General features: G+C 55.1%; 11 protein-coding genes. 6 read left to right on the forward strand and 5 right to left on the reverse strand.

Annotated features, from left to right (window positions below; genetic code table 11):
* The first annotated feature begins 129 nt into the window (after positions 1-129).
* The 3 genes from BLT38_RS04625 (at position 130) to BLT38_RS04635 (ending at position 3,538) form a co-directional block, all read left to right on the forward strand.
* Positions 130-1,044, forward strand: a complete 915-nt coding sequence (locus tag BLT38_RS04625) for a helix-turn-helix transcriptional regulator (protein ID WP_083344140.1) — start codon at positions 130-132, stop codon at positions 1,042-1,044.
* An 837-nt stretch (positions 1,045-1,881) separates the two neighbouring features.
* On the forward strand, positions 1,882-2,565 hold the full coding sequence (locus tag BLT38_RS04630; protein WP_231966743.1) for an alpha/beta fold hydrolase: 684 nt from the start codon (positions 1,882-1,884) through the stop codon (positions 2,563-2,565).
* A gap of 121 nt (positions 2,566-2,686) precedes the next feature.
* Positions 2,687-3,538 carry an alpha/beta fold hydrolase gene (locus tag BLT38_RS04635; protein WP_231966744.1) on the forward strand — a complete coding sequence of 284 codons (852 nt, stop codon included), beginning with the start codon at positions 2,687-2,689 and terminating at the stop codon, positions 3,536-3,538.
* Between the two features lie 175 nt (positions 3,539-3,713).
* Here BLT38_RS04635 and BLT38_RS04640 read toward each other — a convergent pair whose 3' ends face one another.
* From BLT38_RS04640 to BLT38_RS04655, 4 genes are all read right to left on the reverse strand, one after another.
* The gene (locus BLT38_RS04640; RefSeq protein WP_172838145.1) at positions 3,714-6,620 is read right to left on the reverse strand and encodes a glycosyl hydrolase family 28-related protein; all 2,907 of its coding nucleotides are present in this window, start codon (positions 6,618-6,620) and stop codon (positions 3,714-3,716) included.
* 203 nt (positions 6,621-6,823) lie between these two features.
* A complete protein-coding gene (locus BLT38_RS20435) occupies positions 6,824-7,087 on the reverse strand; it encodes a hypothetical protein (protein WP_156785013.1) in 264 nt (87 codons plus the stop codon).
* The gene (locus BLT38_RS04650; protein ID WP_083344143.1) at positions 7,060-7,554 is read right to left on the reverse strand and encodes a hypothetical protein; all 495 of its coding nucleotides are present in this window, start codon (positions 7,552-7,554) and stop codon (positions 7,060-7,062) included. Before BLT38_RS04650 ends, BLT38_RS20435 begins: the two co-directional genes overlap by 28 nt.
* 245 nt (positions 7,555-7,799) lie before the next feature.
* Positions 7,800-9,650, reverse strand: a complete 1,851-nt coding sequence (locus BLT38_RS04655; protein ID WP_172838146.1) for a tetratricopeptide repeat protein — start codon at positions 9,648-9,650, stop codon at positions 7,800-7,802.
* Positions 9,651-9,829: 179 nt separating this feature from the next.
* Between BLT38_RS04655 and BLT38_RS04660 the strand changes: the two genes are divergently transcribed.
* The 3 genes from BLT38_RS04660 (at position 9,830) to BLT38_RS04670 (ending at position 12,607) form a co-directional block, all read left to right on the forward strand.
* A complete protein-coding gene (locus tag BLT38_RS04660; protein ID WP_083344145.1) occupies positions 9,830-10,561 on the forward strand; it encodes a hypothetical protein in 732 nt (243 codons plus the stop codon).
* A 48-nt stretch (positions 10,562-10,609) separates the two neighbouring features.
* Positions 10,610-11,236, forward strand: coding sequence for a hypothetical protein (locus BLT38_RS04665; RefSeq protein ID WP_083344146.1), 627 nt, complete (start codon positions 10,610-10,612; stop codon positions 11,234-11,236).
* Positions 11,237-11,617: 381 nt separating this feature from the next.
* On the forward strand, positions 11,618-12,607 hold the full coding sequence (locus BLT38_RS04670; protein ID WP_083344147.1) for an amidohydrolase family protein: 990 nt from the start codon (positions 11,618-11,620) through the stop codon (positions 12,605-12,607).
* A gap of 505 nt (positions 12,608-13,112) precedes the next feature.
* On the opposite strand, the gene BLT38_RS04675 is transcribed toward BLT38_RS04670, so the two are convergent.
* Entirely contained in the window at positions 13,113-13,865 is a 753-nt protein-coding gene (locus BLT38_RS04675; protein ID WP_083344148.1) for a TetR/AcrR family transcriptional regulator, read from the reverse strand.
* Positions 13,866-13,960 lie beyond the last annotated feature (95 nt).

Here is a 13,960-nt window from a genome sequence, read left to right on the forward strand (position 1 = left end):
ACCGACGTCTCGAATTGTCACCATCTTGTAAAACAACCGTTTGTTCTTCGTACGACAGGTGATTGCAACGGCCTAACTAGTCCATAATCCCAAGTAAGTATCGGATCATGGAGCAGAGATACGTAGGACATGCAGTTACCTATTCAAGATCGAGCCTTCTGGGAGCGATTCGCAGAAGACTTATATGTCCGGGATATGCCCACTGCGGAACTCTGCGTGTCCCAACTTGCCCCGTCCACGTTCGGGAGAATCCGGAGCAGAGAAGGTTTACCGGAAGTCACGGAGGGACACGGGGCCGCACATGACTATCTGCTTGCGCTTCAGTTGGCGGAAATACCCTTTATCGAGCAACTCCTGGCGGCCAAGAAAGTATCGACGGGGTCTTATCCAGCTGGCGGTGTCAGTGTGATTCCTTTTGAAGAGCGTCCGAGAATTTTCCTGCCTGGGTCATTCGATACTTTGATAGTGCGGATAACGCAGGTCTCCCTCGACGAGATAGCCTATTCTCACCGGATCCCTCGAGTGGATCGACTAAGCCAGACGTTCGGACGCATGGATTCTGTCGTGCACAATCTGGGCCAAGTTCTCGTCTCGACATTGCAGCAACCGAACCATGCTTCGAAGTTTTTTGTCGACCATGTTTTACACGCGCTGAATTGTCACCTGGCTTTTTCCTATGGCGGCATTCCACCGGTGGCAACACATGTCCGAGGCGGCCTCACAGCGCGGCAGGTGAAGAGGGCGGCGGAGTTCCTCGATGCTCATTTGGATGGAGACATTGACCTTCGGCAGATTGCAGACACATGCTCACTTTCCGTGAGTCATTTCACGAGAGCCTTTAAGCAGACCTTCGGCAAGCCACCGTATCGGTGGTTGATTGAACGCCGGGTTGATAAGGCGAGAGATCTAATGGCAAACTCTCGGCTCTCGATCGCGGATATCGCTATGCAATGCGGATTCGCAGATCAATCTGGATTCAACCGTTCTTTCAAACGCATTCACGGAGTTACTCCGGGAATATGGCGTCGAACGGTCGTTAATTAAAGGTCGGGGTTGATATCTCGCGCTGAAAGATTCTTGTTGATCTCTGACGTGCTGCTGCCGCGGAGGCCGCGTCCCTTTGGGCCATAGGACGCGATGGCGAGTCCGCGGATGTGTCCTTAACAATGGGCATCCCTCCAAGAAAGGTCGGACGTATGAAGCAGCATCGCCAAACCGATAAACCTTGGTCTTTCTCTGAGCTCGTCCGTGATCCGACATTTCTTCTCTCGTCTTTGACTATCCCTGTGGTCTCACAAAATGAAACGGGTTGGCAACCAACTGTTCAATCACGTTTTGATCCCAATCATGGGGCCAAGTGAAGTGCTGAAATAGCCCAAGTGTAGAAGCATCGAATCTTTCCTATCGTCTGGTGAGCCAGCTTGACTCCGTGAACCACGACGTACTGGTGAGATTTGCACGACTACGAAAGGCACACTTTCCTCGGATTCGTGCAGGCGAATAGTCGGAAGATTCAACTCTAAAAGATTGTTGGTGTGCTCCCGTGCCATCGATTTCTAAGGATGCGGAGAGATGTCAATGTTCATAAGGATATTGGCCAGCTTTTGATGGTTTTTACCTATACCCCTCCGCGTGGCGATGGCTAAGCTCACCCCAATAGGACAGCAAATCTTTGGTACCGCTACACAGCTACGTCGTGGTCGGCCTATGCGTTATTCGTACAGACGATCAAGACTGTCGAGCCTGTGAGCCGGTCCCTGTCCAGGGAGTATGACAATGCAGATATTCAAGTTTGTTCGCAAGATGATGGCGTCATGCGCCTTTCTTTTCGCAATCCTTCCCAATGCCAATATGACGGGGCAAACGGCTTCAACAGGAGGAGTGAAGAACGTACTACTTGTCCACGGTGCGTGGGCAGATGGTTCCAGCTGGTCCAAAGTCATTCCTTCGTTGGAGGCCAAGGGACTGCATGTCGTCTGTGTTCAGATTCCTCTCACGTCGTTTGCGGACGACGTTTCAGCGACGCAGCGTGCGATTGCGCTTGAGGATGGTCCGGTCTTGCTAGTAGGGCATTCGTACGGTGGGGCTGTTGTCACGGAAGCCGGGAATGATCCCAAGGTCGCCGGAATCGTCTACGTGGCGGCGGTAGCTCCGGACAAAGGCGAATCCGCATTTGGATTGATTACAAGCGTACCCACTCCCGTCGGTACCGAACTGCGGCCGGATAAGAGTGGCTTCATAAAGTTGACACCTAAGGGAATTGCGGAAGATTTGGCACAGGACCTCTCGGCGAAAGAGATCTCGGTTCTAACGGCAACGCAAGTGCCTACAAGTGTCGGTGCAATGAAGGGAGAGATCACGACCCCAGCGTGGAAGTCGAAGGCCTCGTGGTACATCATCGCCGCAAACGACCGCACTATTTCCCCGCAACTCGAAGCTGCCGAAGCAAAGAAGATTGGTGCAGCAACGACTACGGTTGCCTCAAGCCACGTCGTTATGCTGGCTCAACCGTCGCAGGTCGCGAATGTAATTTTGGACGCGGCCTCGAAAGCCACCTCGAAGTAACGCTTCCGGGGCAGGTCTTTCGGGTGGAAGTCCTCCTTCTGTGAAGGCTTGCCTCTTGAGCTGTAGCTTTGGTTTCAGCCGTAGCCCCGCCCGCTCCTTCCGAGGTAGATGGCGCCGAGCAATGGCCTCAACAAAACGCAAAGACAAGGACGAACTCATGCTCCACAACTTCTACGTGAAGGGCGCTATGCGCTTTCTGATTCCAACAATCTCCATGGCTTTAGCGGGGTGCTCCTCTAGTAGTGTGCGAGGACTTCCGCCGGTGCAGGCTGCCGGTCCAACAGGTGTTAAAAACGTCCTGTTGGTGCACGGAGCCTGGGCGGATGGCTCGTCATGGAATCCCGTCATTACAAATCTCAACGCCGATGGATATAGCGTGACGGCCGTCCAGCTTCCACTCACGTCTCTCGCTGACGACGTTGCGACGGTCCAGCGCGCTCTTGCACGAGTCACCGGCAAGACGTTGTTGGTGGCACATTCCTATGCAGGTGTCGTCATTACTCAGGCGGGCAACGATCCGAAGGTTGCCGGTCTGGTGTATGTGGCCGCGTATGCACCTGACAATGGAGAGTCTGTAATGGACCTCAACGGCCAGGTGGCGGCCACGCCGATCATGAATGATTTGATACTCGATGCGAATGGTTACCTTACAATCACCGCTGCTGGCATGGCGGCTGACTTCGCGCCAGACCTTCCGCCCGAACAACAGACGACCATTGCCGCCACGCAAGGGCCCGTTTCCGCCCCGAATGGGTTTGGCGTAAAAGTGTCTCAGGTGGCATGGAAGAGCCTGCCCTCCTGGTATGTTGTGTCGAGCAATGACCACGTCATATCGCCGACTCTCGAAATGAATATGGCAAAGCGAATGAACGCGACGACAACGACGCTGGCATCTGGCCATCTCGCGATGTTGAGTCACACTGCAGACGTAACGAAGGTTGTGGAGACAGCTGCAGCTTCGCTGAGGCCCTAACGTCACCTAGACAGCAATGAGACATTGACGGGGGCGGATCTTCTGTCGTCCGGGAGTTAAGGAATTGGCATCAGCATGTTGGATGGCTGCAAGAACCTGTGCTCGCTCGAACCGATGACCGTCCTTCAGCGAAGGGACTTGGAAGGATTTGAGAGAGCCACCCGCGTTCTTCGAATTACTTTGCGGCTGCAGCCTTCAGCGTGATCCTGTATAGCGAAGATCGCGCTCCAATGTAAAGCGTGTTGCCGCTGATGGCCAACGAGGAAGGACGCTCCGGGATCTCCACCGTGCCCAGCAACTTACCCGCGCGGTCATAGACGAAGAGTTGCGCGCCGGCCACGTACACGTTTCCATCTGTGTCTTGCACCACGGACGTTCCACTGCGCGTGATGAACGTCATTGCGGTGAGATGTGTCAACGCGTCCAGTGAAACGCGGTACACCTTATCATCTTCTTCGCTGACTGCAAGTGCGCTCTCGCCAACGCGGAATGCTTTGAGTTGCACTGACTGCTGCACGCCCTTCCAGCTTCCACCAGCAATCACTGCCGTGTTTGTGCTCGGGCCGTAGAAGTAGCTGCGTGGCTCGTTCTCTGTTGCGCTGACCAGCGCCATGTTGCTGCGGCCAGAGTATACAAATCCCTGATGCGCCACGATGCGCTGGATGCTGCCTATGTCGTTGTGGAAGCCGACCGGAATTAGCAACTGGACATCTTGCTTCGGGCCGCCGTCGGTCAGTTTTGCTGTTGCTCCGGTCTTCGTGTTCACGCTATAGACAGCCTTATCGCGATCGACCGCAAGCAGCGTCTCACCGCTGCCCGGCCACGCAAGCACCATGGGCTCCGGAACGGTCCTGGTCAGTACCTTTGCGGTCCCGGTGGTCTCATCCAACTGTGCAACAGTCGCAAGCGTTGCATCTGCAAAGTAGAGCGTGCCCTGGCCATCGACGGTAAGACCGGATAGATCGCGATACCCCGAGATGAGCTTCTTCAACTCGGACGTGAAGATCGGCAAACGCATGGGCTTCAGCGGCGATTGCGGTGCCTTTGCGCGAAGCCGGAAGCTGGTGAAATCATGCGTCCGAATCCTTGTATCGTAGTCCTCGTCGATCAGACTGTTGTCAAAAGCCAAACGCGTCATGCTGAACACGTGGACATTCGCGAAGCGGATGTTGTCTGAATCCGTCGCCGTGGTGGCCGCAAGCTTCGGGATGACGTTACGTGAGACACGATAGTTGAACAGGTTCGCGAAGGTGATGTTCTTTGCGTTAACCAGCTCTACTGCAGTGGCGTCCGCGCCGTTGGGCTTTTCTTCCTCGGTCTGCAGTGCGTAGACCGTCCAGTTCGCGGCGTCATGAAACTGCACTTCGTTCTGCATATGGTGCTCGCACGAAATCTGGTAGGCAATGGAAGGTGTTTGCGTGTGTTCCACCAGCAGACCGGAGCGAGCTGTCGTGTCCGCCGTCCATACATCACGGAATAGTCCACCTCCTCCATCGCGCACCCATAAGCTGGGGTATTGCGAGGCCCGCATATCTGGCCGCTGCGCAATGGGCACAGTTGAACGCACGAGCTTTGGAGCGATGACCGGACGTGCTCGTAGACCGGCAGGGAAGTTGACGTCATGCATGAGTGAGCGAGGTCCGCTCCGCCACACCACACCTGCGGCACGCGGCGCAATGTCTCCGGTGAATACACCAAGACCGCTGACGATCTCGTGCCCGTTCTGTGCAGTCTCCAGTAAAGGCACCGCCGCCTCAGCGCCTATGAAATTGGCATCGTTATCCTGCACCATCAGCACGGCCGTTGCGGGATTCAGTCCCACTAGGACAGTGTCAGGTTTGGTATGCAGTGTGCCTCTTAGCCGATACATCCCGGTTGGAAAATACAAGACGCGATGTGAATCGATGGCGTGCTGCAGTGCTGCGGTATCGTCTGTGCCACCATCTCCCGTTGCACCAAGCGTGCGTACGTTTGTCCATTCGCTTACTGGCGGCATGATTGGAATGTCACTCAGTGGAAGACGTGGCGCGGACGTCAGACGCTTCTTGCCAGACACGGTCAACGCTAGTGCGCCTTCGCGTCCGTCTCCCAGAATCTGCTGACCGGCAGTCATGTTCGCGACGATGTAGTATCGATCCCCGCTGGGCGGCAAAGTGGCGGACTTCAAGGCTCCAACCGGGTCGGCGACCAACGTTGCTACGTGGTCGCACAGGATGTTATCGAGTGTGACCTGATTGTGCTGGCTTGTTGTGTCACCCAGGACGAAGGCGGTCCCGCTAATGTTCTTCAGCAACAGGTCCTTCGCATACAATTGCTCCGGCATGTTCTGCGGTGTCTCGATAGCGATGGGCGCGTCGCTGATCTCATCGCGCACCAACGTCATTCCCACTTCCTGCGTATGGATGGCTGCGCGCCGCTGTCCGTGGATGCGCGAGTCCATCAGCAGGAACTGCCAGGCTGGAGCGGTGCGGACACTCACAATGCCATACTCGCCGCCATCAATGTCCAGGTTTTCAGCCTGATTGCCGACGTCCTCCAATGCCGCGCGACCTTCACCTACGCTGAAGTGCATGTGATCCAGGAACGAGTGCTGCGCGACATGAAACCGCACTGCAATTGCTGCGGGATTGCCGCCACCAATCTCGAAGTCAATGTTGCTTAGTCCGCTGTAGAACGTGAATTCGTTCGCGTCCATGATGGCCGCACCCGCGGCGGGTTTGTTTGCAGCGAACTGCAGCATGTATCGGCCGGTACCGAGGAAGCCGTGGCCGCTTTGGAATCCAGGCGTATTCGGTGCCAGCACCATGACCGGCCGCCGTGCTCCGTATCCGAAGATACGAACGCCGGACCATAGGTAGACCGTCTTCGTTATGCGATAACGCCCTTGTGGCAGGAAGACGATGCCGCTGCCTGTGGTATCTGCAACCTTGTCGATGGCTGCCTGCAACGCCGCTGTGTCATCGGCAACACCGTCGCCATGCAGTTCACTCGCTGTCACGGCCAGGGCATCATCTGGCTTTGTAAGGTAAACGGATTGTGCCTGGGACCTTGCAGTGACGATCGACAGAAGAAGCAAAAGCAAAACACACATGCACGCCCTCAGAACCTAAAGTCCGCAACAGCATACGGGCGCGATGATAGAGGGGTAAAGGTTTGATTGTGGGGCCGAAATAAATACGCTGTTACACCAGAGCGGATGTCAACGATGACTTTTGGGCGATAATGGGCGCACCAAAGAAACATGATGACGAAAAGGCCTGCCACGTATCTCGGAGCGGCCGTGGCTCAGACGCTTGGCCATGGGAAGCCGGATTTCTTGTCGGGAAGAGTTTCCTGAATTACCGCAAGCGCGGTGGCACCCGTTCGACGCCGTTGCCCGATTTCTATATCGGAGCGCACGCGGCAATCGCCAATCTTGCTCTCCTGACGCGCGATATCAAACCTATTTCCCAACGCTTGAGCTCCTTGCGCCGTCAGCGAAATAAAGGGGCGTCCGCTGATCTCAATTGCAGCATAGGCAGCTAGTTTCGAGATCGTCGCGTTGGGCATGACTTCGGCGTCTTATTCCCATTCACCACAACCCAGCCATTATCCGCGGTAGGGTGTGTGGAACAGTGCACGTCGTGGATACCGGCAACCCAGAGTCCGCCGGTGGTATAGCCCTCCCCATAGGCGAACACCGAGTCCCCAGGCTTTGCAGATACAACGCCGTCAAGACTGTCGTTAATGGCAATCTGAATCTTTGCCGCCTGTCCATCGGGGAGCTTCACATTCACGGTGATGATGTGGTGAGAACCATGTTTGCCACCACTGTTCACACGAGTGCCCGCAGAGATGCCGCACGCCATGACGTTCTCAACGTAGCCCTTCGGATGTTCCTGAATCATGGTCTGCAGCTTTGCATTGACCTGAGGAGAACAGGTTGACGGCACGGGGACATCGCGCCCTTGGGCATGCATCAGGACGGGGCATAGGGCCGTTACGACCACCACTGCTGAAAATAGCTGGACACGCATACTGCAATTCTCCTCTTTTGGATATGAGAGCCTCATGCAAAAGTCGATTGCGGCGGAGCCGTCGTAGTCCGTTGCGCAAAGCCAGTTGCCAATACAAGGACAAATGCGGAACCGATGCCCCATGACTCACCGCGCCGCAAGACCCTTCGTTCGCATGCGGTCGATCATAGCGTGTTCCGATCTGGTGAGAACCTCTGGCCGTCCCAGCATCAGCCACTCCTAGAGCTTTCCCTTGATCTTGATGGTTATGGCAGTCCGACTCGATGTACCAAGTCGGCGAATCGGGGATCGCTACGGATTGGATCGAAATATGGATGACTTTTTAGGAACTGGAGGATATTCGATTTCTCTCTGTAAGCCTGCTCAAGCCAGTAGAACGCCTGTTCTTTGTCGTCAAGGCCCAAGTAAGCATTCACAAACGCACCCGAAGGAACGTAGCCCACAGTCTTGCGTTGGTTCAATTGTGCGAGGAGCCGGAGCGCATCGCTACGCCGACCTGCATGGGCATACGCTCGGATGAGAACGCCTGTCGCTGCAGGACTTCCCGAGAGGGATACTGCCTTCTCCAAGAAGGGGATCGCATCCGCCGGCTGATTGTTGGCGATCAGTGAGAACCCAAGGCCCGTAAGATCACTCACACTGTTAGGTTGTGTGGCCAATGCGCTACTTTCCTCGCGAATGGCTTCATCGTAATGGCGAGCCTGAAATAGGATCCAGGCCACGCTGCCGCCTGAGACACCGACGGGGTCTAGCGCCCGGGCGTGTTGAATCGCCGTTACGGCTTCGTCAGCACGTCCCTGACACACCAGCCATAGAGCGAACCATTGATAAGCTTCTGCGTTGTTCGGATTCAGTGCGAGCGCGCGCTTATATTCCGCTTGCGCTTCCGCCCAGTGCCATTCCTCCTGTAGAACGTTTGCCAGCATGACGTGGGCTTCTACTAGACCGGGATCAATTGCCAGGGCTTGTCTCGCGAAGTCAGCGACTTTGGGCCGTGTCTCTTCCGGAGAAACTCCTGCAGAGACCGTTCCGAGCATCGTGTAGGCCTCTGCCAACCCCAGGTAGGCTGGTGCGAATGCCGCATCTCTGTGGAGAGCGTCTTCGAAAAGAGGAATGCTCTGCTCAAGCTGAGCCCTATTGCCCTGCGCTAAAACAAACCGGCCTTTCAGATAGCTCTCGTAGACTTCAGGCGCAACAGGTTTCACGGAAGTAAGTCGCTGGCGTTCCTCTCCGGTTAGTGTCACTTGTACCTTTTCGGCGATGGACTGCGCTAATTCGCTCTCTAAGGTGAGTGCGTCGCTCATTTGACGGTCATAGGTTTCAGACCAGAAGTGCGTGTCTGTCGAGGCTCGGATCAGTTGTGCAGTCACGCGTATGCGGTCGCCTTCTCTGATCACAGAGCCTTCGACCACTGAGTCGACGCCGAGCATCCTCGCAATTTCGGGAACGGACATTTGTGGGGTCTTGAAACGCATTACGGATGTGTGCGAGACCACACGCAGCCCGCGGATACCCGCTAGGCGCCCGATGAGAGCTTCGGTCATTCCGTCGGCAAGATACTCCTGTCCTGGATCGCCAGACAGGTTTCGCAGTGGGAGCACAGCCAGCGAAGGAATTCTGGTCTCACCAATTTCTGTTGTCGGATGCCGAAGCATGAGCCACGCAGCAATCGACAGGCAAATACCGAAGACCACAGCGAGAGCAAACCAAAGGCGAGTTCCTGGCTTAACCCTGTGTTGACTCGTGGGGATGGCTGGGCCCGATTCTTCCGCGGGCGCGGCTTCGGGCTCATCAAGGCCAGCCTTTCTGCTCTGGATCCAGCAATCCAACTCTGCCGGCACGGCATAGACAGAGCCTCGCTTTTCGTGGAGATGCCGATGGACGGGCATCGCCTCCCGCTTCTCCCAGCGCTGAACTGTCGTGACGTCCCGTTCTAGATATGCCGCGATCTCTTTCCAGGAATCAAGCCGGTCTTCGATCGCTTTTCCAGCAGACGGTGTGTCGGGAGCCATCACGATCTCCAGAGGTCCGCAGGTCTGGCGGACGGGGAATTCGATTGTACCGCCGCCCTCAGAACGCACAGCAAAAGACGGCATTTGACTGTAACTCGATGAAATATACCGATTCAGCCTCTTACTGCTTGAGGTCGTCCGCCGGGGTGGTCCATCGTGTCTTCGGACGCCCCGTAGTTCCTGGAAGACGGGTCCGTCAGAGAACAACATTCCAGCACCACCGGCCCTGGTACTTCATTTCAGGGCAGCGAGAGAGGCACACGATGGGAACGTTCAATCTCACAGTCGATTCGATAGGCATCACCCAGACCCGCTCGAAACACGAGGACACGAACTACCTGGGCCTGTTGCTGAGGCTGGGAAGCCTGGATCCGATGTTTACGATTCAGCCCCTCAACGATATGAATAACGGCAATCATGTCGTTGATGTTTCAATTCCCGGGTTTGACTTCGGTCAGGACGACATTCTTGCTTTCAATTACTTGGTAGTGAATGCCGGCTCTACAAGCCCCGACCAGGCGAGGGCGGTATTGAAGGCTGCTCAGGCTGCGTGGTTGTCGGGCACTGGACCTGTTCCTCCTCCCCCTGCTCCTCACCTGGCGTCAGCCAACGGGATCGATACGGATTATCTCGTCGCGCAGTTGGCGGGTATTCTCCGATCTTCCTGCGACGGCATTGTTGCGGCGGAACAAAACCAGCTCGTCTTTAGTCAGTTGCCCATTTCTCATCTGACGTCACATCCCGGAACGCACTCTCCGTCCGGCTGCGGAAACAATTCCCAATACACAGTTCAGTGGCACATTGCTCCCGCCCAGGTGATGCCTCCATTGCAGACCAAGCAGGACGCGGACAACTTGAAGAACGCCGGCTTCAACGTACACGAGGCAGGAACCGGCCTGTACGTGCAAAACCAAAATCCCCAAGCCGGTGTCTGGATTGACTCCACAACCAATATCTCGGTCGCTCTCGGCACAAAGAAGCCAATAGCGAACTGACGCGCATGTGTCATCGGTCACGAACAACTTCAAGATTGGAGATCTTTCATGAAAAGCAAAGTTCTTGCTGTAGCAGTACGCGTGCTCTCCGTCCTCTTATTGGCTTCGACCGCACATCTCCGTGCCCAGGATCACCAACCACTACACTTGAGCGGCCTCATCAACGACTACACACCGCTGAGTGCTACCGTCAAAGGCAGCCCATGGGAAATGCACGGACAATGGTCAATGGACATTTACCCAGAGCGGGGTACCGCAGATTTCTCTGCGGATATGACAATGTCCGGCTATGGAACAATATCGACGGGCGCAGTCGACCCGACCCAACCCCTGGTGAACCCTCATACACATCACATCAGGTTGCAGAATGTCAGGATCTCCTCGGACATAAGTAATTGCCCGGTATACCTTCCGCCCGCTACCAAGATGGGCTTTCAATTGAACGACGTGGTCAAACTCTTGACCGGAAATGGAAGCATCGCTCCCTTCGAAACGGACCCGCCTTCGTCGACACTGCAGGTTTGCATCAGTGGAGGGGATGACGTCCGATACTCGCTTCCGAATTCGAATATCACTCTTGTCTTCGGAGGTCCGGCAACGACACATTTTGGATCGCAGGCCATCCATGGCGTCGTGCGTCCTGCCAGCGAAGAGGACGGTAAGGGACATCGGTAGTAAGCATGTACACAAATGCCTTCCGGATTACTGTCCGGAGGGCATCGTGTTTGTTCGTCAAACTAGAGATGCGAGCTCGATCGATCCGGGAAGAAACATTCGTGACCGGGCACATGTTGCAAGCTTTCGAACGACGCCTGATGCGGGCCGTTTGTCTCACATGAAATGCAACTCGTAACTGCGACGTATCAAAGCATTTTGTTTCGCCATATCAACGAAAAAATCTTGCCAACTATAAATACTGTGTTCCGGTGGATGGATTTCCATGCGTTAGGGCTCCCAATCGATATTGGAGAGTCGGGCGTGAGCGGAGGAAAAGATAGCACTCCTATGGCAATGCCTTCCTACCGAGGGAATTCAATTCTAGAGCTATGATTGGTCATGCATTGGCGCTTGTTCGGCTGCGTGCTTGTCTGCTGCGCGTTATTACACACGATCGTGCCTTCCAATGCGGTGGCGCAAACGGTCGATTGTCATCAGCATCTCTATAGTCCAGAGGCTGGCAAACGGTCCGGTCTCACCGATGGCATCAATGCAGAAGACCTGATCCGGGAACTCGATAAAGCTGGGATCAAACGGGCCGTCGCTTTATCGGCGGCTTATAGCCTCTCCAACCCGAATAAGCCAACCCTTGTGGACGAATATGCCAAGGTGAGGGCTGAAAACGACTGGACGGCCGCCCAAGTTCACGCTCATTCCGATCGACTGACCGGATTCTGTAGTGTGAATCCACTTCGACCGTTTGCACTTGAAGAGATCGATCGCTGTGCGAAAGATCCAAATCTTCGTACCGGCCTTAAGTTGCACTTTGGCAATTCTGATGTGGACGTGGACAATCCGGAAGACCTTGCTAAGCTTCGCAAGGTGTTTCGAGAAGCAAACACGCATCGGATGGCGCTGATCGTACACATGCATGCCAATGTCGATCACCATCGGCCCTACGGCGCTCGAGAAGCCTTGATCTTTTTGCGCGAGATTCTACCACAAGCTCCCGATGTCACAGTTCAGATTGCGCATCTCGCCGGTGCCGGTGGCTATGACGATCCGGGAGATGATGATGCGCTTTCTGTCTTTATCGTGGCTCTCCAGCAAAACGACCCGCGCGTTCGAAATCTCTACTTCGATGTCTCCGGGCTCGCGATACCGGGTACCTGGGAAGATAAATCGGCACTTCTCGCGAAACGTCTCCGCCAGATTGGGCCAGATCGTCTCCTCTATGGCAGCGATGCCTCCGTGCCCGGGAACAGGCCTGCTGAAGCTCTCAAGCGCTGGCACCAACTACCACTCACTCAATCCGAGTTTCGGCGGATTGAGAGCCATATCCCTCCTTATCTGGGGCACCCTTCTGATCACGAGCCATCGCGGGAATAGGACAGAAGCCAGTCCTCCCAACCGAGCGCGATCTTGCGTTCCATGGAGCGATGAATGCGACGACAAGGGCACAGCGCTCGGAACGGATAGATCATCGCGAGATAGTCTGGGTGGCCTAGTAGGGAAGAGAAGACTCCGAGCGGCGAAAGCAAAAGATTGATGCTCCATTTCTCCATGGGCTCAGGACGGGGGGCAGGCTCCCACCTCTAAAGACTCTCGAGTGTCGGAACGTATGCAATCGACATGACAATCTGGAAACCCATCAAACCCACCCACGGACCTCAGCAACTACTTAGCGACGTTCGTGCGGCTGTCGAAACCTGGAATTCCTTTGCGGAGTAGGCTGGACTCTCTTCGAGGATGGCAGACGAAGTGGCTGTAGACTTCGGAATCGTTTGATGGCCAGCAGCCGGTTTTCGGCACGTTTGGCGAACCTCTTACTCACTCGTGTCACGCAACAAGTGCATACAAAATAGGTTTCCCACTCGCATCACGTGTGAAAGACCTAGGACACATTTTGGTATCGATTCGACAGGGAGATTCGTCGTCCCAGAGGAGCGGGCTTCCGACCTTGATGGTGCGGGAAAAACATCCAAGCGAGCACAACGCTCAGAGTTCCACTGATCAGTGCCCCGGTACGCGTCCCGCGTCGTTGTCTCGGGTTGAGAACAAGTGCACGGACAGCGAAGTGAGTGAACTCCTCTTCGACACTCGCGTCGGAGGCTTTCATCTCTTTTAGCTTGTAGACATATTTCGCAATCGCGTAGCTGCGGGCCATGCCAAAGAGAATTTGAAAGGCAGCGGTCGGATCCATAGGGGCGATCTTTCCTTGCTTCTGCCTGCGTGCGATGTATTCAATCACTTCACGCTGCAATGTCTTTGGAAGGTGACATGCACGGTCCGCTTCTTCGTGGTAACCCTCGAGGATGGCGAACAGAACCAGTCGTTGCATGACAGGCTCCACGCGGTAGGCCTCAATCACGTAAGAGATCAACTTCCGAAACAGGTCCGTGTCCGCATTGCGGCGCATACAGTCGCGGATGTCATCATGCCAGCCGTCTCTACGCGATCGCTCTACGTAGTCGTGAATGACCGCGCGATAAAGGGCCTCTTTATTTTCAAAATGCTTGAAGATGAGCGCTTCATTGATCCCCGCGGCTGTGGAGATCTCTTTCGTCGTAGTGCCGCTAAATCCCTTTTGTGAGAAGAGGGTTGTTGCTTCCTCGATAATTTGTGCGCGTCTTTCAGGGCCCTTCATGTTTGTTATCCCTCAGCAGAACATAGAGACGGGAAGACGTGCAATTCGATTACAGAAAAAAGTAAGTGTTTACTGAATTTATGATTCAGTAACGA

Source organism: Terriglobus roseus, assembly GCF_900102185.1.
Taxonomy (GTDB): Bacteria; Acidobacteriota; Terriglobia; order Terriglobales; family Acidobacteriaceae; genus Terriglobus; species Terriglobus roseus_A.